Below are 19,222 nucleotides of genomic sequence, written 5' to 3'. Positions count from 1 at the left end.
CCGTCACTCAAGCGTTCTTCGCCAGCATTTCCGCATAACCGGTGTAATCGCGAGGCGTCAGCGCCAGCAGGCGCTGCTTCGCTTCCTGCGGAATATCGAGTCCCAGAATGAATTCGGAGAGCGCCTCCGGCTCGATGCGCTTGCCGCGGGTCAGGTCCTTGAGCTTCTCGTAAGGTTTTTCGATGCCGTAGCGGCGCATGACCGTCTGTATCGGCTCGGCCAGTACTTCCAGATTGGTGGCGAGATCGGCTTCCAGAGCGCCCGCGTCGATTTCGAGCTTCCCGAGTCCCTTGAGGGTCGACTGCAGCGCGATCAGGGTATGGGCGATCCCTACGCCGATGTTGCGCAGCACGGTGGAATCGGTCAGATCCCGCTGCCAGCGGGAGATCGGCAGCTTTTCGGCAAGATGGCCGAAGATCGCGTTGGCGACGCCCAGATTGCCCTCCGAATTCTCGAAATCGATGGGATTCACCTTGTGCGGCATGGTCGACGAGCCCACTTCGCCCGCCACGGTTTTCTGTCGATAGTAGCCCAGCGAGACGTAACCCCAGACATCGCGGTTGAAGTCGATCAGCACCGTGTTGAAGCGCGACAGGGCGTGGAAGAACTCGGCCAGATAATCATGGGGCTCGATCTGGGTGGTATAAGGGTTGAACGTCAATCCCAAGGACGTCACGAAGTTTCGGCCAAACGTCGGCCAGTCGACTTCGGGATAGGCAACCCGGTGGGCATTGTAATTGCCGACGGCGCCGTTGATCTTGCCCAACAGCTCGATCGACGCCAACTGCCCGAGTTGCCTTTCGAGGCGAGCCGACACATTGGCGAACTCCTTGCCCATCGTCGTCGGCGTGGCCGATTGCCCATGCGTGCGCGACAGCATCGGCTGGCCTGCGTAGGTCGCCGCCTTGTCCCCGATCGCCGCAACCAATTGCCGGATCAGCGGCAGCAGAACGCCGTCCCGGGCTTCCTTCAGCATCAAGGCGTACGCCAGGTTGTTGATGTCCTCCGAGGTGCAGGCGAAATGGATGAATTCGCTCACCGCGGCCAGTTCCGCATGATCGGCGATCTTTTCCTTGAGGAAATACTCCACCGCCTTGACGTCGTGATTGGTCGTCCTTTCGATCTGTTTCACGCGCTCCGCATCGCTCACCGAGAAGCCGTTCAAGATGGCTTCCAGACGATCGTTGGCGCTCTCGCTCAGCGCCGGCACTTCGCCTATCGCCGGCTCTCCGGCCAAAGCTTGCAGCCACCGGACTTCCACCAGCACCCGGAAACGGATGAGACCGTATTCGCTGAGTATCGGGCGTAACGCGTCCGCTTTATCGGCATAGCGTCCGTCGATGGGAGAAAGACAGGTGAGAGACGTCATTCAGAAACCTTCTGGATATAATCATGTTGGGAAACTCAGGCCACGGCCTGAAAAACTGAGGTCGAGCCAGACGCAATATCCGCGGCGCGTTCGATGATTCCGCCCCCGAGGCACTCCTCGCCCTGATAGAACACCACCGACTGGCCCGGCGTCACGGCGCGCTGAGGGCGGTCGAAGACGACCCGGATTCTCTGCTCGTCGAGCGCCTCGATAGTACAGTCCTGATCCGGTTGACGATAACGGATTTTTGCCGAGCACCGGACGGGACCATTGGGCGCCAGACCGTGCACCCAGCTCAAATTTCCGGCTTCCAGCCCGGTACGGAACAGCATCGGATGGTCGTGCCCCTGGCCGACGACCAGGACATTGCGCTCCAAATCCTTGGCCAATACGTACCACGGCTCTTCCGACGCGCCTTTCATGCCGCCGATGCCGAGCCCTTGCCGCTGCCCCAGGGTGTAGTACATCAGCCCGTCGTGCCGCCCGATGACCTGACCGTCCGGCGTTTGAATCTCGCCCGGCTGGGCCGGCAAAAACCGCTGCAAGAATTCTTTGAAACGGCGCTCGCCGATGAAACAGATGCCGGTGCTGTCTTTCTTCTGATGATTCGATAACCTCGCTTGCTCGGCGCGCTTTCTGACTTCGGACTTTTCCATGTCTCCGATCGGAAACAAAACGCGGGCCAACTGCGACTGCCCAAGAGTATAGATAAAATAGCTCTGATCCTTCTGCCGATCGATTCCCTTCAACAGCGCGTAGCCGCCGTCTCGCCGACCGACCCGCGCGTAATGCCCCGTCGCGATCAGGTCGGCGCCGAGATCCGCCGCATAATCCATAAAGGCCTTGAACTTGATCTGCTGATTGCAGAGGATGTCCGGATTGGGCGTGCGTCCTGCCCGATATTCGCTCAGAAACACCTCGAACACTTCATCCCAGTATTCGGCGGCGAAGTTGACCGCGTGCAGCGGAATACCCAATCTGTCGCAAACGCCTTTCGCGTCGGCGAAATCCTGCGGTGCGGTGCAAAGGCCGGTGTGATCGTCTTCCTCCCAATTCTTCATGAAGAGACCGATCACCTCATAGCCCTGCTCCAGGAGCAGCAAAGCTGTGACGGAGGAATCCACTCCGCCCGACATACCGACAACGACCTTTTGTAACATTAGTTCAACTCAGCAAGGATTTAAGCACCGACAAGGGATAACGCTCGCCGCTGAGATAATCGTCGATGCATTTCATGACCAAAGGACTTCGAAGACGTATTTTTTCGCTCAAAAGTTCCTCTCGGGTCAGCCACAAACTCTGCACGATGCCTTCGTCCAGAGGGCTATCCGGGTCGTGATCATCGACCGACCCGGCAATTCCGATCCGAAGAAAACCAACATTTCCGCCGGGCTTGCGCCACAAATAGATACCAACCAGAGCTTCGGGCCGAAAACGCCATCCGGTCTCTTCGAAGGTCTCGCGGATGACGGCCGCGATGACGCTCTCTCCGCCTTCGACATGGCCCGCCGGCTGGTTGATCACCAGCCCGCCGTCGGTAGTTTGCTCTTCGACGACGAGAAAACGTCCGTCCCGCTCGACGATGGCCGCCACGGTCACGCGCGGCCTGGCGCTCCTGCTGGAATCGGTTTCGGACTGGTGCATGAACTTTTAACCGTATGTAAATTGCTTAGCCGATTCGCGTGTGCTAAAAAAAAGACCGTCTTGAAGAATAGGCGTTACGCGATTTGGTGACGGCGCGCCGACAAAAATCTCTTTAACTCATCTTTTCGGCGGGAGCTGAATCATGCCGTTCAATCTGAGCAGTTTAGGATTGGCAATAAGATTGCTATTTTCCGGCTATTTGACAGTCATAGCAATCGGCTATGGCGTCGCGATGATCCAGATCCTGTTCACCCACGGCATGGCGGACGGCAAATTCGGCCTTTCCATAGAGGATATCGTCTACAGCTATTACGGCAACCGGTCCGGCTCTGTGCTGGAAAGCCAGTTGAACGGCTCCATGAAACCGATGGCTCCCGACGAAGAGCGCTTCAAGATCATTCAGTGGGTGCGCGACGGCGCCGGCCAAAAGGCTTATGAAGCAAACATCAAGCCGATCGTCGAGCAGCGTTGCATAACCTGCCACAACGCGGAAGCGAGCGGATTGCCGGACTTCACCAAGTTCGAGAATCTTCAGAAGCGCGCCGCAGCCGATACCGGCGCGACCTTCTCGTCTTTGACCCGGGTATCGCACATTCACCTGTTCGGCATTTCGTTCATTTTCATGTTCGTCGGACTGATCTTCAGCCTGTCCACGGGAGTTCCCGTGAAATTGAAAGGCGCGGCGATCATCATGCCTTACGCTTTCTTACTGCTTGACATCACATCCTGGTGGCTGACTAAACTGAATCCTCACTTTGCCCTTCTGGTCGTCCTGGGAGGCGCGGGCCTGGCGATGGCGTTCGTGTTCATGTGGGTGGTCTCGATGTACGAGATGTGGATACTTCCCCGAAAGCTGCCTTTCCCGGATCGCCGCAACGCTCTGACTCGATCGTGAAGCCTATGCGGAGTGACCGCGCCGGGAAATCATTTACGACCGGTACGGTCTAATACAACGAATTCCGCAGATGCTATAGTAGCTGTGGTCGAGATATGTTGCAGATCAAGGGCGAGAAATGGCACAACATCCTGATCACAAGCTTACAGACGATGTTGTCGTACAGGAAGCGAAGCCGAAACTTAAACGGCCGCCGCTTTATAAAGTGATTCTGTTGAACGACGATTTCACTCCCATGGATTTCGTCGTTTTAGTCTTAAAAACGTTCTTCGGCATGAGCGAGGAAAAAGCTACCCAGATTATGCTGCACGTTCATACGCGGGGCATCGGCGTTTGCGGCGTCTTCTCCAAGGATGTCGCAGAAACCAAAGTCCAGTTGGTGAACGATTACTCCCGGCAGCACCAGCATCCTCTGCTTTGCACGATGGAGGAAGCCTAAACAGGCTCTGATTCTATGTTGAGCAAAGAACTCGAATATTCATTAAACGTCGCGTTCAGATCGGCCTATGAAAAAAGGCACGAATTCATAACCGTCGAACATCTCTTGCTGGCGATGCTCGACAATTCGATTGCCGTAGAAGTGCTTAGAGCCTGCGGCGCGAACGTCGATCAATTGAGAAAGGATCTGACCGAATTCCTGGATGAAACCACACCGCTCATTCCACCCGGAGTGAAGCGCGAAACCCAGCCGACGCTCGGCTTTCAGCGGGTGCTCCAGCGAGCGGCTTTCCATGTCCAGTCGTCCGGCAAAAAGGAAGTCACCGGCGCCAACATCCTGGTAGCCATTTTCAGCGAGCAGGATTCCCAGGCCGTTTACCTGCTCAACAAGCAGGACGTCACGCGCCTGGATGTCGTCAATTACATCTCTCACGGCATTTCGAAAGTCCGCGAGGATTCGGACGCCGCCCCGAAAAGCAGCACCGCGTCGGACAACGACGAGGGAGAAGGTTCCGCCGCCAATCCTTTGGAAAAGTTCGCTTCCAACCTCAACGAACTGGCAAAACGCGGCAAGATCGACCCGCTGATCGGGCGCAAAGACGAAATCGAGCGCACCATCCAGGTCTTGTGCCGGCGCCGCAAGAACAACCCGTTGCTGGTCGGCGAGGCTGGCGTCGGCAAGACCGCGATTGCCGAGGGCCTGGCCAAAAAGATCGTCGACCGCGAAGTGCCGGAAGTCCTGTCCGAAAGCACGATTTATGCGCTGGACCTCGGCACATTGGTGGCCGGAACCAAATACCGGGGCGATTTCGAGAAGCGTCTCAAAGCACTGCTGGCGCAACTCAAGAAAGAGCCCAACTCGATTCTGTTCATCGACGAAATCCACACCATTATCGGAGCCGGATCGGCTTCCGGCGGCGTGATGGACGCCTCGAACCTGATCAAGCCGGTCTTGGCCTCGGGCGAACTGCGCTGCATAGGCTCCACGACCTATCAGGAATACCGGGGCATTTTCGAAAAAGACAGGGCTTTGGCGCGCCGTTTTCAGAAAATCGACATCCATGAGCCCACGGTGGACGAGACCTATCACATTCTGCGCGGGCTCAAGTCCCGGTTCGAAAAACACCACGACGTGAAATATTCGCTGGCGGCGCTCCGTACGGCGGCGGAATTGTCCGATCGTTATATTACGGATCGCCATCTTCCGGACAAGGCTATCGACGTCATCGACGAGGCCGGAGCCAGCCAGCGGTTATTGCCCGTTTCGCGGCGAAAAAAACTGATCGGCACTTTGGAAATCGAAGACATCGTATCCAAGATCGCGCGGATTCCACCGAAAACGGTCTCCACCAACGATAAAGACAAGCTGAGGGATCTCGAAAAGAATCTGAAAATGCTGGTATTCGGCCAGGACGAGGCCATATCGACGCTGGCTTCCGCGATCAAGCTGTCGCGGGCGGGACTCCGTGAAGTGCAAAAGCCCATCGGCTGCTTCTTGTTCGCCGGTCCCACCGGCGTCGGAAAAACCGAGGTTACCCGCCAACTGGCTAAAGTGCTGGGCGTCGAGCTTATCCGCTTCGACATGTCCGAATACATGGAACGGCATACCGTATCCCGCTTGATCGGCGCCCCACCCGGCTACGTCGGTTTCGATCAGGGCGGCTTGCTGACCGAGGAAGTCAACAAGCATCCGCACGCCGTTTTGCTCCTCGACGAGATCGAGAAAGCCCATACCGACGTGTTCAACCTGCTGCTGCAAGTGATGGATCACGGCACCTTGACCGACAACAACGGGCGCAAGGCCGATTTCCGGAACATCATCCTGATCATGACCACCAATGCCGGAGCATCCGAAGGCGGCCGACCGTCGATCGGTTTTACCCAGCAGGATCACTCCACCGACAGCATGAAAGTCATCGAGCGGATGTTTTCACCCGAGTTCCGCAACCGGCTGGACGCCATTATTCAGTTCAAACCGCTCAACCTCGATACCATCGGCCAAGTCGTCGACAAGTTCATGTTCGAACTGGAGTCGCAGCTGGCGGAAAAGCGGGTTTCGGTGGTTTTGGAACCCGATGCGCGGGAATGGCTGGCCGAGCACGGTTTCGATCCGTCCATGGGAGCAAGGCCCATGGCCCGAGTGATTCAGGAGAACATCAAAAAGATCTTGGCCGAAGAAATCCTATTCGGCAAGCTGAGCGAAGGCGGAATTGTGAGAATCGGCGTGGAAGATGGCCAACTGGCGTTTACCATCGAAAACGTGCACGAAGCACCGGAAGCAGTCTGAGCTCTAGCGCTGCCGAAAGGTGATCCGCCCCTTGGTCAAATCGTACGGCGTCATTTCCACTTTTACGCGGTCGCCCGTCAGAATGCGGATGTAATGTTTACGCATTTTTCCGGAAATGTGCGCCGTAATGATATGACCATTATCCAATTGGACGCGAAAAGTCGTATTAGGCAAAGTTTCGATCACCTTACCTTCCATTTCGATGTGATCTTCTTTCGACATAAACCTCTCTCAAGAAATGGTTGAACCGCGAATGGTGAAAGCGCGAATGATATCATATTAAGCTTCGAGCATGATATTTTCGCCCTTTTCCAGGGGTAACCAATTCTCGCCGATAAAAGCCTGCAAGGGATGAAACGAGTTTTTATAGCTCATCTTCCGGCAGCCGGATATCCAGAATCCGAGATACACCCAGTCCAATCCTCGCCGCCTGGCTTCGTCCACTTGCCACAAGATGGCATATGTGCCCAGGCTGCGCGCCGGCAAATCGGGGTCGAAAAAGGTATAAACCGCCGAGAGGCCGTCGGCCAGGTAATCGACGATGGCTACGGCCAGCAACCGGTCTCCGCACTTGAACTCGTAAAAACCGATCTCCGCCCAATCGCACGCGAGAAAACGGATGTAATCTTCCGCCGAGGACTCCGCCATGTGGCCGTCGGGATGTCGCGCGCCGAGATAACGCATGAACAATCGGTAGTGCGACTCCTCGAACCGGGCCGGTTTCAGCACGACCTCCAAATCGGAATTTTTCTGCCGAATCCGGCGCTGCCCGCGACTCGGCCGAAACTGCGCCGCCGCTATGCGAACCGGGACGCAAGCCAAACAATTCGGGCAGTACGGACGATAAATCATGTCGCCGCTTCGGCGAAAACCCCGGGTCGCGAGCCAGGAATAAACATTGCCGTCCACGGCCTCCCACGGCGACACATAAGCCATCTGCGCGCGGTTTCCGGGCAGATAATCGCAATCGTGCTCGTGACTGACGTAAAGCGGTATCGACTTCATAAAGCTTCGCCCTCTTCCGGCTTCCAGGCTTCATCCGAAACCGGCCGTTCGCAATAGATCCGCAATAGTTCGGCGAACGCCGACCGCGGAATTTCTTCCGCTCCCAGGCTGGCTAAATGCCGGGTATAGACCTGACAATCGATAAGGATATATCCCCAATCCTTCAAACGCTCGCACGCGAAGGCGAATGCGGCTTTGGAAGCGTCGGTCACGTCATGAAACATGGATTCCCCGAAAAACACTCGCCCAACCGAAACGCCGTAAAGTCCGCCCACGAGCACATCGCCCTGCCAGGCTTCGAAGGAATGAGCCAGCCCCAGATTAAAAAGATTGGAGTAAGCCCGCTTCATGTCCTCCGTAATCCACGTTCCGCTCGCATGATCTCGCGGCTCCGCGCAAGCTTCCACGACCCGGTCGAAACACACGTCGAAACTGAATCGAAATTCGCCGCGTTTCAGCCGTTTGCCCAGGCTCCGGGAAATCTTGAGTTTGTCGGGCCATAAAATCAGCCGGGGATCCGGCGACCACCACAGAATCGGCTCGTCTTTGCCGAACCACGGAAAAATGCCGCTCCGATAAGCGTTCACCAACCGCCGCGCAGACAGACAGCCGCCCACCGCCAAAAGTCCGTTCGGTTCGTCCAATGCCTTTTCCACGGGGGGAAACGGCTCGTTTCGGTCAAAAGGATTCAGAACGGTCAGCATGGTCGAAGATTTTGAAAGGCGTGTGTGCGTTTAGTTCCGACATGTAAGCTCGGACGGAGCGGCTTTCCCGCGCCAGGAAGCGCGCGATCAATTCGCCAAATTCCACATGGGCTATCCAGTGGGCGGACCAGGTCTCGGCCGGCAAAAAGCCGCGACTGACCTTGTGTTCGCCCTGGGCGCCGGGCTCGAAGCGGCGCAGCCCCGCGTCGATGCAATATTCGATGCCCTGGTAATAGCAAGCCTCGAAATGAAGAGCGGGCACATCTTCCGCGCACCCCCAGTAACGGCCGTACAACGTATCGGAGCCGACGAGAAAATACGCCGCACCGACGATTCGACCGCGCCGCTCGGCGAGAACCAAAAGAATTTGCTCTCCCATCGTTGCGGCGATCGTTTCGAAAAATTCGAGCGTCAGCGCCGGATAGTTGCCGTGCCTCGCAAAAGTGGAGCGGTAAAGCCGATGCACCGTGCGCCAAAGGTCCGGCTCCGCGCGGTCGCCCCGAATCCGGCGAAGTGCCACGCCGGCATCCGAAACCTGCCGGCGCTCCCGCCTCACTTCCTTGCGCCGCTTGGCGGTAAAACCCGACAAAAAGTCATCGAAGTCCCGGTAACCGCGGTTCTCCCAGTGAAACTGGCAGCCGAGCCGCTTCAGCACGCGCGGCGAGTCCAGCAAGACCCGATCGTTGGCGAACAGCCAATGCAGCGAGGAAACGCCCGCATCGCGCGCCGTTTCGATAGCGAGTTCGATCACCGCCTCGGCGAAACGATCCGAGTACCGATCGGGCGCGATCAGCAGGCGCGGCCCCGCAGCCGGCGTGAACGGCGAAGCCACGACCAGCTTCGGGTAATAGTCCAGTCCGGCCCGCTCGTAGGCGTCCGCCCACGCCCAGTCGAAAACGAACTCGCCGAACGAATTGAATTTGAGATACGTCGGCAGGGCCGCCGCCAGGCGCTGCTCCGCATCTTCGATCAAAACATGGTAGGGAATCCAGCCGACCTGCTTGCCCAGACACCCGCACGCTTCCAGCGCAGACAAAAATTCATGCCGCAGAAAGGGATAGGCACCGCGGGTCAACGCATTCCAGGCATCGGGGGCAATCGCGCCGATATGGCGGACGATGCGCGACCTCAAGCCCGCCGGACTCGTCTCGTCTTGGGCATTCATCTCGTATCTTCAAACGTCAAAAAGGTCGCATGCCGTGATCGATTCGCCGAACCGTGAAATAATAACGTTTTTCTGCCAACGCATTTCTCTCAAATGGCTCAATACATTTTCACGATGAATCGGGTGAGCAAGATCGTGCCGCCCAAACGCGAAATTTTGCGCGACATTTCGCTGTCCTTCTTTCCCGGCGCGAAGATCGGCGTACTCGGGCTGAACGGCTCCGGCAAGTCCACCCTGCTCCGTATCATGGCCGGCGTGGACAAGGAGTTCGACGGCGAGGCCCGCCCGCAGCCGGGCATCAAGATCGGCTACCTGCCGCAGGAGCCTCAACTCGACCCGACTAAGACTGTCCGCGGCAACGTCGAAGAAGGCGTGGCCGAAATCAAGGCGCTGGTCGACCGCTTCAACGAGGTCAGCAATGCGTTCGGCGAGCCCGACGCCGATTTCGACAAACTGCTCGCAGAACAAGCCGAACTCCAGGACAAGATCGACGCCGCCGGCGCCTGGGAACTCGAGCGCAAGCTGGAAATCGCCGCCGACGCCCTGCGCCTGCCGGACTGGGACGCCGACGTCACCAAGCTGTCCGGCGGCGAGCGGCGCCGCGTCGCGCTATGCCGGTTGCTGCTGTCGAATCCCGACATGCTGCTCCTCGACGAGCCCACCAACCACTTGGACGCCGAATCGGTGGCTTGGCTCGAACGCTTCCTCCATGATTTCAAGGGCACGGTGATCGCCGTCACCCACGACCGTTATTTCCTGGACAATGTCGCCGGCTGGATTCTCGAACTGGACCGCGGCCACGGCATCCCCTGGGAAGGCAATTATTCCTCCTGGCTGGAACAGAAGGAAAAACGCCTGGAGATGGAGGAGAAGCAGGAAAGCGCCCGCCAAAAAGCCATGAAGGAAGAGCTGGAATGGGTGCGCGCCAATCCCAAGGGCCGGCAGGCCAAGAGCAAGGCGCGCTTGCAGCGGTTCGAAGAATTGTCGTCCAGCGAATACCAGGCTCGTAACGAGACCCGCGAAATCTATATCCCGCCGGGGCCGCGCCTAGGCGAGCTAGTGGTGGAATTCGAAGGCGTCTCGAAAGGTTTCGGCGAACGTCTTCTCATCGAGAACTTGAGCTTCCGTCTGCCCCAGGGCGGCATCGTGGGCGTGATCGGCCCCAACGGGGTCGGCAAGACCACCCTGTTCCGCATGATGGCCAGCGTCGAAACGCCCGATTCCGGCGGCGTCCGTGTGGGGCCGACGGTTCAGCTCGCCTATGTCGAGCAGTTCCGCGACGCCATGAACGACAAGAAAACCGTCTGGGAGGAAATCTCGGACGGTCTGGACATGGTCACGGTGGGCAAATACCAGACGCCGTCCCGCGCCTACGTGGGCCGCTTCAACTTCAAAGGCTCGGATCAGCAGAAACGCATCGGCGAACTGTCGGGCGGCGAACGCAACCGAGTCCATCTGGCCAAGCTGCTGAAAGCCGGCGGCAACGTGCTGTTGCTCGACGAGCCGACCAACGACCTCGACGTGGAAACCCTGCGGGCCCTCGAAGAAGCGCTGCTGGAATTCCCCGGCTGCGCCGTCGTGATCTCGCACGATCGCTGGTTCCTAGACCGTATCGCCACCCACATGCTCGCCTTCGAGGGCGACAGCAAGGTGGTCTGGTTCGAGGGCAATTACGCCGACTACGAAGCCGACCGCAAACGCCGCCTGGGGGACGAAGCGGAACATCCGCACCGCATCCGATTCAAACCCCTGATGGGTTGATTCGAGACAACGGCACGGCGGCGGCTCGGGCCGCCGCCGCTTTCCGGATATGGGGACGAGTTTCGATCAAGTCCATACCATCTGCGGCGCCGGTGATTTTCGGCAAACCGAAACTCGGCCGCAAAGCGCAACCCTCCGCCGGCAGTATAAGGAGAAATTTTCGCGAGGCGGTTGAAGGTATCGACGTTCAAACCGATTTTTCCCGGCCTCGGCCTTGGCTTTGTCGGAGGCCGAGCCGCCAGGATGGCTTGAGGCTCCGAAAGCGCTCCCTGATCGGTTAGCAGAAAAGAAATCTTGCCGGCGGACGAAATTTGCAGCGCCGGCTCATCCGGACCCGGAGCGACCGGCTCCGCTCCTCGAACTCGATGCTTTTTCCGGAACAACCCGCTTGATCTTGTTGTAATAATTGCCGATAGGAAAACCGCAAAGCTCAACCATCGACGCTCTCCCGGGTCAAACGGCCGGAACGCCGGCTTAAATGGTCCAAAGTCGTACACCGACCTCCTCTCCACTAGCTTTACGAACACATGACATCATCCAATTCAGTAACGTCTTTCGAACAATTAGCCCTTTCCCAGCCCATTCTGCAAGCGCTCCGGGAGATCGGCTACGAAGCCCCGTCGCCCATTCAGGCCGAGAGCATCCCTCACCTGCTGAAAGGACGGGATTTGCTCGGGCAGGCCCAAACCGGCACCGGCAAGACCGCCGCCTTCGCGATTCCCATCCTGACCCGCATCGATCTGTCCCGGCGCACGCCGCAGGCCCTGGTGCTCGCGCCGACCCGCGAGCTCGCCATTCAGGTGGCCGAGGCGTTTCAAACCTATGCCCGCCATCTCGAAGGCTTCCACATTCTGCCCGTTTACGGCGGCCAAGGCATGGGATCGCAACTGCGCCAACTCGCCCGCGGCGTTCACGTCATCGTGGGCACGCCGGGCCGGGTCATGGATCACCTCCGCCGCGGAACCTTGTCTTTGGACAACCTGACCACGCTGGTTCTCGACGAAGCCGACGAGATGCTTCGCATGGGTTTCATCGAGGATGTCGAATGGATCCTGGAACAAACGCCGCCGGCCCGCCAGATCGCGCTGTTTTCGGCCACCATGCCGGCGGTCATCCGCAAAATCGCCGATCGGCATCTCAACAATGCGGCGGAAGTGAAGATCAAGGCCAAGACCGCCACCGTCGAAGCCATCAACCAGCAATACTGGCTGGTTTCGGGCGTACAAAAGCTGGAAGCCCTGACCCGCATCCTCGACGCGGAAGATTTCGACGCCATGATCATCTTCGTCCGCACCAAGACCGAAACGGTGGAATTGGCCGAGAAACTGGAAGCCCGCGGCTATGAAGCCGCCGCCCTGAACGGCGACATGAGCCAGGTGTTGCGCGAGAAAGTCATCGACCGCCTGAAGAAAAACGCCCTGGACATCGTCGTCGCCACCGACGTCGCCGCGCGCGGACTGGATGTGGAGCGCATCACGCACGTGGTGAATTACGACATTCCCTACGACAGCGAGGCCTATATTCACCGCATCGGACGCACCGGGCGCGCCGGGCGCAAAGGCAAGGCCATCCTGTTCGTCGCGCCGCGCGAAAGGCGAATGCTGCGCGCCATCGAGCAAACCACCCGGCAGGCCATCCAGCAAATGCGGCTGCCGACCCTGCAAGACATCGCCGACCGCCGCATCGAGCAGTTCAAGGCGCAACTGGTTCAGACCCTGGACGACCAGGACGTGGGCTTTTACCGGGAACTGGTGGACAAATTGGTCGCCGAGGACATCGGCGACGCCGCCGACATCGCCGCCGCCCTCGCCTATCTCATGCACCGCGAACGTCCGCTGGAAGCGCCCGAGGAACCGGAACCGCCGGCTCCGGAGCCGATTCGCGAACGCCCGCGGGAAAAGCGCGCGGACGGCGAAAAGCTGCGCTACACCATCGACGTCGGCCGGGAACACGGCGTGCAGCCCAAGGACATCGTCGGCGCCATCGCCAACGAAACCGGACTTTCGTCCAAGCTGATCGGCCAGATCAAATTGTTCGATACGTACAGCACGGTGGAACTTCCAGCCGATCTTCCGGACGATTTCTTCAAGCTGCTGAAGAAAACCTGGATCAGAAACCAGCGCCTCAATCTACAGCCGCTCGAAAGCGAAGGCCGGCAGCCGGGCAAAAAACCTCGAAAGCCGGCCAAACCGGGCGGACGCAAGTTCGAAAAGGCAAAAGCGCCGGGTCAAGACAAGCCCGCGGCAAAAAGACGACCGAAAAAAGACCGGACCTAAATCGGCCATTCACCTATGGAACCGCTCGCACAATTGATCGCCAGGGCATCCGAACTGCTCGACCGGCTCGAAAAACGGATGCCTGCCGCGCCGGCGGAGCCCGATTGGACCGGCGCCATCGCCTTCCGCTGGCGCGGCGCCGGCCATCCGGCCCCGTTGCAGCCCATCCGAAATCCCCACCGGCTGGCGCTGGCCGATATCCTCTGCATCGACCGGCAAAAGAACGAGCTGGATCGCAACACCCGGCAATTCATCCGAGGGTTGCCGGCCAACAATGCGCTGCTCTGGGGTTCGAAGGGCACCGGCAAATCCTCGCTCATCAAGGCTCTTCTCAACGAATATGCCGCCGACGGTCTACGGGTCATCGAGGTCGACCGGCAACATTTGATCGAACTGCCGGACATCCTGGAACTGGTTTATCAGCGCCCGGAAAAGTTCATTCTGTTCAGCGACGATCTTTCGTTCGAAGCGGACGACGCCGGCTACAAGGCCCTGAAATCCACGCTGGAGGGCTCGTTCAGCGCGCCGCCGGCGAACGTGTTGATCTACGCCACCTCCAACCGACGCCATCTGCTGCCCGAGTATCACGAGGAAAATTTGCAAGCCCGCCACGTCGAAGGCGAAATCCATCAGGGCGAGGCGGTGGAGGAAAAAATCTCGCTGTCGGAACGGTTCGGTCTATGGCTGTCTTTTTATCCGTTCAACCAGGACCAATATCTGGACATCGTCCGGTACTGGCTGAACAAGCTCCGGACGCCTTCGGACGACTGGGAAACGATACGCGCCGAAGCCCTGCGTTTCGCCCTCCAGCGCGGCTCCCGCAGCGGCCGCGTCGCCTGGCAGTTCGCCAAGGATTGGAGCGGGCGCGCAGGGCTCGCCGCCGCCCCGGACGGCCGGTAACCCCGATCGTTGCGGGCGGACGGCGAAAGCCGGCGCGAAACCGCCTCAGCGTCCGAGCGTCTCTCCGGCTTCCGTCAAATAGCGGACGAGGAGCCGATTCGTCTCGCGCGCGCGGGATTGAAGGGCGGGAAGACGCCGCTTGATCCTGGCGCGAATATCTTCGCGCGTGTCCCAGGAGCGGTCGATCCTGGCGATGAGCTGACCGATACCGACGTCGCCCAGCGGCGGCGTTTCCATCTCCAAATCGTCGAGGAAACCCAGAACCTTGGATGCGTAGGGGAGCGCCACGAAAGGCGTTCCCTGAAGGGCGGCGAAGATCAGAAAATGGAGCCGCATGCCCACCGCGAACTCGAAACGCCCCAGCAGATCGAGGGTTTGCTGAGGCGAATACTTCCGTCTCAGAATCTCCGCGCGCTCCGAATTGTACATGTGCGCGACGACCCCGTGGCTGTGCTGAACGTCGGTCCTTTCCATCGGAACGAAAACGACATCGGCATTCAGCCGATCCACCATGAAATCCGCCGTGTTGGCGAGTAGCGCGTAATAATGTTCCGGATCGATGTCGGGCGCGGCCGGGCCGGGTTCCCTCACCGAAAATCCCACCAAGTGGCGCTCGAATTCGACCCCTTCCGATTTGAGAGCTTCGAGAGGAAGCGGCTGCGGACGTATGAGCAGAGCCGGATCGGCGGTCAGATGAATCTCGCGGTCGATGCCCACGTCTTCGAGCAAGCGATAGCCTTGACGATCTCGCACCGTGATGAGGGCCGCCCGGTTCAAAGCTTCGCGCACGGCGTTGCGCGCGCTCGAATCCGCGAGCGGACCTGCGCTCACCGCGTAGATCGCCACAGGAACCCCGAATTCGTGCGCGAGAAACACTTCCCTCAAATAAGTCTCGGCGTCGCGGTCGTATAGAATGCCGCCCCCGCCGAGGATAAACAGATCGAGCCCCTCGATTTCCCGGCTGACCTCTTTCCGAGTCAAATTGCGGACCGGGATGGCACACTCGACCCTATGCCGAGCCAGCGTATCCTGAGGGTTCCGCGAAAACACCGTGATTTCGGCCGCGACCGACTGGCGCAGTTGAGTCACGATGCCGTCCAGAATGGCCTCGTCGCCCAGATTCATCCCGCCGTAGGACCCTGAAATACCGATACGGAACAATCGATTCTGCTGATCCATTGGCCTCCTCGAAAATCAGTTCGACACAAACCTCAGAGTGGTGTCAGCGACGGCCAGGCGAGAGCGACTCCTTGTCGGCGGAGCAGGGATTGGAAATCCTCCAGCAGCGATTTACGGCTCCTGACCGCCCGCGGCGGAACCTTTCGCTCCAGGCAGAACGCCGCCAGCAGCCCCGCCGCTTCGCCCACGTTCCATTCGACGTGATGCACCCGGTAAGCGCCGTTCGTGATGTGCGTCACGCCCAGGTTCTTGCCGCCCGGCAACAGGTTTTCGACGCGCACCGGCAGCAACGATCCGAGCGGAATCTGAAACGGCCAGCAACCGAGATCCAGATAACCGGCGCCGCTGGTGCGGGGGTGGAGATCGATGCGGTAGCACCCGATGCCGACCGAATCGGGGAAAAGCTCAGGACCGTCCGGTCTGAGCGGATGCGCGATGTGTTGCTCGAGCACGGTGAATTCGGCCCGGATACGCCGGGACTCACGGATGTAAGGCGCCGGCGCGAGTCCATCGACGGTGCCGCCGACCACGTCCCGGCGAAGATGAAGCCCGCGATAGCCGATGCCCCCGTCCGGCCGCGGGGCTTCGGTCTGGAGCCAGTAGAGCAGGCTCAGGCTGAGTTGCCGGGCGGCTTCCAGGTTCCGGACCTGTTCCGCCTCGTCCACGCCGCAGACGGGCCCGAACCAGTAATCGTTTTGCGGCCAGTTGACCACGCTGATGTCGCCATCCGCAAACCCCTTCTCGAAGTTGGCGGCATCGAGGATTCGGCGGAAATTCCACCAGGGCCGTCCGTCCTCCGCCTCGAACAAGAAGCGCGTCAACGGCTCGTGGGTTTCCGGCCGACTCGTGGTCCAGCCGAGCAAGCGTCCCGGCCAGTCGGGCGGTCGATAATCGCGCCACAGCTCGTATTGCCGCGGCTTGTCGATGGTATGGTCTTCGCCCGGAAGATATTCCATGGCGAAGCAAACCGTGATGGCCTGCTGGTCCTTGGGATCGGCCGTCTCGGCCGCGTGAGGCTCCCCGGTTTCGGCGCGGGACTCGGCTCCCAGCACGTGCTCCACGCCGGCCAGGGCGAGCAATTCTCCCTGCGGCGTCGCATCGATGAAATAAGAGGCTTCGATCAGGGTGTCGCGTCCCGATTCAAGCCCTCTGACGACGACGCCGGTCACCCGATCGCCGTGAGTCCAGGCGGCAATTTGGCGATGAGGGTGCATCACGAACATTTTGCCGCTGAGCTGATACGGGGCGATCATCTGATGGAGAACGGCCACCGCGACGCGCGGATCGTGGCACAATCGGCTGACCCAGCCGTTGCCCGGGTTGAGATGCTTCGCCGCCCGCGCCGCCGGGGTGAGCGGCAGATGGGCGCGGTAGTATTCGCGTATGCCTTCCCGTAGCGCCCGATAGCTGGCGGTCGCCCCGAATTCCTCGATCCACGGATGCTCGTCCGGAGGAACGGCCTGATTCGTCAACTGGCCGCCGATCCAGTGCGTTTCCTCGGTCAGAATGACCCGGTATCCCGCTCTTGCCGCGCCCAGGGCGGCCGCGCAGGCTCCGAGCCCTCCTCCGATAATGGCGATATCCGTGCGAAGCACCTCCATGCCCGGCCTCCTTCGTTCACTCCCTGGATATTGACTGCCGCGGCCGGCGCAAGTTCTGGACCGACCGCCGACCGCCGACCGCCGACCGCCGACCGCCGACCGCCGACCGCCGACCGCCGACCGCCGACCGCCGACCGCCGACCGCCGACCGCCGACCGCCGGCCACGGACCACGACTACGACTACGGAAGCGTCGCCTGTTCCAGCCAGGTCAGAAAGGCGATCGCCTCCTCCCGGTCGTCGCCGCACATTTCCCGCGAGGGCTTCAATCCGGCACAACAGGCCGGGCGTCCGCTCTCCCCGAAAATCGCACAGCGCAAATCATCGGTGAGATGAGTGCAGCGCACGCCGGCCGGCTTGCCCTCGGGCATGCCCGGAATCGGACTGGAAACGGAAATGGCGATGCAGCAGGCGCCGCATCCGGTCCGGCATTCCATGAGCTCAGTCGAAATAGAAAAAATCGGGCAAAGACGCGGCCCCGAGCTTCCGCTTGACCTCCGCGACGGCCAGCTCGCCATAAGGCAGCGGATCGTAACGGCCCCAGATCGGTGCCGGCCAGGCCAGATCGCCGCGATAGCGCACCACATGGTGCAGGTGGAGCTGAGGCACCAGATTGCCGATGGCGGCGACGTTCATTTTGTCCGCCCGAAACAGCTCCGCCAGCGTGCGGGCGAGACGGGACGACTCCCGGACAAGCTGAACCTGGTCATCATCCGTCAACTGATGAATTTCGGTGACGCGCTCGCGTTCCGGAACGAGGATGAACCACGGATAGCGGCTCTCGTTCATCAGCAAAAGCCGGCACAGCGGGAACCGGCCCAACTGAATACAATCCTGCGACAAACGCGGGTGCAATTCGAACATAAGAAACTCAATCGATATGGACTCGGGGATGCCGGACGTCGGCGCCATACACGCGCCTGACCCAGCGCGTCATGACCGGAACACCGATGATCAAATAGGGATAATAGCTGATCAGTCGCCATAGAACGGCCAGGGTCAAGGCCGCGCCTGCCGGAACGAAATCCCCGAACAACCAGGAAAAGCCGAGTTCGGCGACTCCGGCGCTGCCGGGCGTCGGCGACAGAACCATGATAATCCACAAAACCGCCTGCCGTCCGATCGCCAACCAATGATCGAACGAACTCATCGGCATCGGCGAAAAGGCGGCCAGGACGCAATTCAAAACCAGGTACCGGCCGATCCACGCCAGCGACGTCGCCAGCCAAACCTGAAACCAGAAGGCTGATTTCTTATCCCGCAAATCGCGCGATGCGGTAAACAGATCGTTGACCATATGCAGGCCGCGCCAGCGCCAGCGCCGGAGCATCGGCAGCATGAACAAGCGGGTGAGCAATCCGTTGATCCAATGCGGGGCCACGAATAACGCCGCGATCAGCAATATCAGATAAACCACCAGCCCGCCCCAGGCCGCCCAGAATCCGGCCATCATGCTGGTTCCCAGCAACTCCGACTTGATGTGGTTCAGCGGCGCGAAAATATCGGCTTGCGGAACGAACAGACTCGCAAAGAACGGAAGCGAGGTATAGAACACCTGATCGAGAAAAACCGTGGTAAAGACGATCGCGGTGCTGCGGCCGATGCTGATTTGTTCCTTGACCAGCATGAAAACCGCCACGGCGGCTCCGCCGACCATGGAAGGCGAAACCGCGGCGAAGAAATCCCAAAGGAGGATTATCTCGAAGCAGGCGCGCCATTCCAGAGCGCGGTCGGTGAGAATCCGCAATTGCCATATGTAGCCGAAATCGCGCAGCGCCATCATGACAAACGCCAAGGCGATCCAGAAGGCCGAACGCGGAGTCCAGGCGATGCGATCCAGCGCCTCGCCGACCGGAAGACCGCTCTTGACCCATTCGCCGTACAGCGTATAGCCGACGATGCTCAATCCCAAAACGACCGGCAATAAAATCCGGCCGGGACTGAACTGTTTAAGAAGGTCGGACGTTTTCGCGACCATTCCCGCTCATGTAAAAAATGG

18 protein-coding genes are annotated in these 19,222 nt (G+C 59.6%); 6 read left to right on the top strand and 12 right to left on the bottom strand.

Annotated elements, in window-relative coordinates; all coding sequences use genetic code 11:
• Window positions 1-7: 7 nt before the first annotated feature.
• From purB to ACWJKU_RS03930, 3 genes are read right to left on the bottom strand one after another with little or no spacing between them, the layout of a single operon-like run.
• Window positions 8-1,369 carry an adenylosuccinate lyase gene (gene purB, locus ACWJKU_RS03940; protein ID WP_454145975.1) on the bottom strand — a complete coding sequence of 454 codons (1,362 nt, stop codon included), beginning with the start codon at window positions 1,367-1,369 and terminating at the stop codon, window positions 8-10.
• 35 nt (window positions 1,370-1,404) lie between these two features.
• Window positions 1,405-2,529 carry a tRNA 2-thiouridine(34) synthase MnmA gene (gene mnmA, locus ACWJKU_RS03935; RefSeq protein ID WP_454145973.1) on the bottom strand — a complete coding sequence of 375 codons (1,125 nt, stop codon included), beginning with the start codon at window positions 2,527-2,529 and terminating at the stop codon, window positions 1,405-1,407.
• A gap of 4 nt (window positions 2,530-2,533) precedes the next feature.
• Window positions 2,534-3,013, bottom strand: coding sequence for an NUDIX hydrolase (locus ACWJKU_RS03930; RefSeq protein WP_454145971.1), 480 nt, complete (start codon window positions 3,011-3,013; stop codon window positions 2,534-2,536).
• 142 nt (window positions 3,014-3,155) lie between these two features.
• Between ACWJKU_RS03930 and ACWJKU_RS03925 the strand changes: the two genes are divergently transcribed.
• The 3 genes from ACWJKU_RS03925 (at window position 3,156) to clpA (ending at window position 6,633) form a co-directional block, all read left to right on the top strand.
• Window positions 3,156-3,908: an elongation factor-1 alpha gene (locus ACWJKU_RS03925; protein ID WP_454145969.1), complete on the top strand. Its 753-nt coding sequence runs from the start codon at window positions 3,156-3,158 to the stop codon at window positions 3,906-3,908.
• A gap of 118 nt (window positions 3,909-4,026) precedes the next feature.
• Entirely contained in the window at window positions 4,027-4,347 is a 321-nt protein-coding gene (gene clpS, locus ACWJKU_RS03920; protein WP_077728044.1) for an ATP-dependent Clp protease adapter ClpS, read from the top strand.
• A 15-nt stretch (window positions 4,348-4,362) separates the two neighbouring features.
• A complete protein-coding gene (gene clpA, locus ACWJKU_RS03915; protein ID WP_454145967.1) occupies window positions 4,363-6,633 on the top strand; it encodes an ATP-dependent Clp protease ATP-binding subunit ClpA in 2,271 nt (756 codons plus the stop codon).
• A 3-nt stretch (window positions 6,634-6,636) separates the two neighbouring features.
• Here clpA and infA read toward each other — a convergent pair whose 3' ends face one another.
• From infA to ACWJKU_RS03895, 4 genes are read right to left on the bottom strand one after another with little or no spacing between them, the layout of a single operon-like run.
• Window positions 6,637-6,855: a translation initiation factor IF-1 gene (gene infA / locus ACWJKU_RS03910; RefSeq protein ID WP_026609371.1), complete on the bottom strand. Its 219-nt coding sequence runs from the start codon at window positions 6,853-6,855 to the stop codon at window positions 6,637-6,639.
• A gap of 57 nt (window positions 6,856-6,912) precedes the next feature.
• The gene (locus tag ACWJKU_RS03905; protein WP_454145965.1) at window positions 6,913-7,638 is read right to left on the bottom strand and encodes an arginyltransferase; all 726 of its coding nucleotides are present in this window, start codon (window positions 7,636-7,638) and stop codon (window positions 6,913-6,915) included.
• A complete protein-coding gene (aat, locus tag ACWJKU_RS03900) occupies window positions 7,635-8,342 on the bottom strand; it encodes a leucyl/phenylalanyl-tRNA--protein transferase (RefSeq protein ID WP_454145963.1) in 708 nt (235 codons plus the stop codon). The genes ACWJKU_RS03905 and aat overlap by 4 nt, the downstream gene beginning before the upstream one ends.
• The gene (locus tag ACWJKU_RS03895; RefSeq protein WP_454145961.1) at window positions 8,317-9,507 is read right to left on the bottom strand and encodes a GNAT family N-acetyltransferase; all 1,191 of its coding nucleotides are present in this window, start codon (window positions 9,505-9,507) and stop codon (window positions 8,317-8,319) included. Before ACWJKU_RS03895 ends, aat begins: the two co-directional genes overlap by 26 nt.
• A 93-nt stretch (window positions 9,508-9,600) precedes the next feature.
• On the opposite strand from ACWJKU_RS03895, the gene ettA reads away from it, so the two are divergent.
• From ettA to ACWJKU_RS03880, 3 genes are all read left to right on the top strand, one after another.
• Complete coding sequence (gene ettA / locus ACWJKU_RS03890; RefSeq protein ID WP_454145959.1) at window positions 9,601-11,268, top strand: energy-dependent translational throttle protein EttA; 1,668 nt, start codon at window positions 9,601-9,603, stop codon at window positions 11,266-11,268.
• A gap of 527 nt (window positions 11,269-11,795) precedes the next feature.
• Window positions 11,796-13,544: a DEAD/DEAH box helicase gene (locus tag ACWJKU_RS03885; protein WP_454145957.1), complete on the top strand. Its 1,749-nt coding sequence runs from the start codon at window positions 11,796-11,798 to the stop codon at window positions 13,542-13,544.
• 15 nt (window positions 13,545-13,559) lie between these two features.
• On the top strand, window positions 13,560-14,444 hold the full coding sequence (locus tag ACWJKU_RS03880) for an ATP-binding protein (RefSeq protein WP_454145955.1): 885 nt from the start codon (window positions 13,560-13,562) through the stop codon (window positions 14,442-14,444).
• A gap of 45 nt (window positions 14,445-14,489) precedes the next feature.
• Here the strand turns inward: ACWJKU_RS03880 and ACWJKU_RS03875 are convergent, their stop codons facing one another.
• From ACWJKU_RS03875 to ACWJKU_RS03855, 5 genes are all read right to left on the bottom strand, one after another.
• The gene (locus ACWJKU_RS03875) at window positions 14,490-15,623 is read right to left on the bottom strand and encodes a polysaccharide pyruvyl transferase family protein (RefSeq protein WP_454145953.1); all 1,134 of its coding nucleotides are present in this window, start codon (window positions 15,621-15,623) and stop codon (window positions 14,490-14,492) included.
• 32 nt (window positions 15,624-15,655) lie between these two features.
• A complete protein-coding gene (locus tag ACWJKU_RS03870) occupies window positions 15,656-17,224 on the bottom strand; it encodes an FAD-dependent oxidoreductase (protein WP_454145951.1) in 1,569 nt (522 codons plus the stop codon).
• A 181-nt stretch (window positions 17,225-17,405) separates the two neighbouring features.
• A complete protein-coding gene (locus tag ACWJKU_RS03865; RefSeq protein ID WP_454145949.1) occupies window positions 17,406-17,660 on the bottom strand; it encodes a YkgJ family cysteine cluster protein in 255 nt (84 codons plus the stop codon).
• A 4-nt stretch (window positions 17,661-17,664) separates the two neighbouring features.
• Entirely contained in the window at window positions 17,665-18,087 is a 423-nt protein-coding gene (locus tag ACWJKU_RS03860) for an HIT domain-containing protein (RefSeq protein ID WP_454145947.1), read from the bottom strand.
• Between the two features lie 7 nt (window positions 18,088-18,094).
• Window positions 18,095-19,201: a lysylphosphatidylglycerol synthase transmembrane domain-containing protein gene (locus tag ACWJKU_RS03855; protein ID WP_454145945.1), complete on the bottom strand. Its 1,107-nt coding sequence runs from the start codon at window positions 19,199-19,201 to the stop codon at window positions 18,095-18,097.
• Between the last annotated feature and the right edge of the window lie 21 nt (window positions 19,202-19,222).

It is taken from the genome of Methylocaldum sp. MU1018 (genome assembly GCF_053646775.1).
The sequence above is the reverse complement of the archived record's forward strand: the minus strand, read 5'-3'. Positions and strand labels throughout refer to the sequence as shown.

Bases quoted from the DNA above. Each gene is read 5' to 3' on its own strand.
- mnmA (WP_454145973.1), bottom strand. From the start codon at position 2,529: ATGTTACAAAAGGTCGTTGTCGGTATGTCGGGCGGAGTGGATTCCTCC.
- ACWJKU_RS03905 (WP_454145965.1), bottom strand. From the start codon at position 7,638: ATGAAGTCGATACCGCTTTACGTCAGTCACGAGCACGATTGCGATTAT.
- ACWJKU_RS03895 (WP_454145961.1), bottom strand. From the start codon at position 9,507: ATGAATGCCCAAGACGAGACGAGTCCGGCGGGCTTGAGGTCGCGCATC.
- clpA (WP_454145967.1), top strand. From the start codon at position 4,363: ATGTTGAGCAAAGAACTCGAATATTCATTAAACGTCGCGTTCAGATCG.
- ACWJKU_RS03860 (WP_454145947.1), bottom strand. From the start codon at position 18,087: ATGTTCGAATTGCACCCGCGTTTGTCGCAGGATTGTATTCAGTTGGGC.
- purB (WP_454145975.1), bottom strand. From the start codon at position 1,369: ATGACGTCTCTCACCTGTCTTTCTCCCATCGACGGACGCTATGCCGAT.
- infA (WP_026609371.1), bottom strand. From the start codon at position 6,855: ATGTCGAAAGAAGATCACATCGAAATGGAAGGTAAGGTGATCGAAACT.
- aat (WP_454145963.1), bottom strand. From the start codon at position 8,342: ATGCTGACCGTTCTGAATCCTTTTGACCGAAACGAGCCGTTTCCCCCC.
- ACWJKU_RS03870 (WP_454145951.1), bottom strand. From the start codon at position 17,224: ATGGAGGTGCTTCGCACGGATATCGCCATTATCGGAGGAGGGCTCGGA.
- ACWJKU_RS03885 (WP_454145957.1), top strand. From the start codon at position 11,796: ATGACATCATCCAATTCAGTAACGTCTTTCGAACAATTAGCCCTTTCC.
- ettA (WP_454145959.1), top strand. From the start codon at position 9,601: ATGGCTCAATACATTTTCACGATGAATCGGGTGAGCAAGATCGTGCCG.
- ACWJKU_RS03855 (WP_454145945.1), bottom strand. From the start codon at position 19,201: ATGGTCGCGAAAACGTCCGACCTTCTTAAACAGTTCAGTCCCGGCCGG.
- clpS (WP_077728044.1), top strand. From the start codon at position 4,027: ATGGCACAACATCCTGATCACAAGCTTACAGACGATGTTGTCGTACAG.
- ACWJKU_RS03875 (WP_454145953.1), bottom strand. From the start codon at position 15,623: ATGGATCAGCAGAATCGATTGTTCCGTATCGGTATTTCAGGGTCCTAC.
- ACWJKU_RS03880 (WP_454145955.1), top strand. From the start codon at position 13,560: ATGGAACCGCTCGCACAATTGATCGCCAGGGCATCCGAACTGCTCGAC.
- ACWJKU_RS03930 (WP_454145971.1), bottom strand. From the start codon at position 3,013: ATGCACCAGTCCGAAACCGATTCCAGCAGGAGCGCCAGGCCGCGCGTG.
- ACWJKU_RS03925 (WP_454145969.1), top strand. From the start codon at position 3,156: ATGCCGTTCAATCTGAGCAGTTTAGGATTGGCAATAAGATTGCTATTT.
- ACWJKU_RS03865 (WP_454145949.1), bottom strand. From the start codon at position 17,660: ATGGAATGCCGGACCGGATGCGGCGCCTGCTGCATCGCCATTTCCGTT.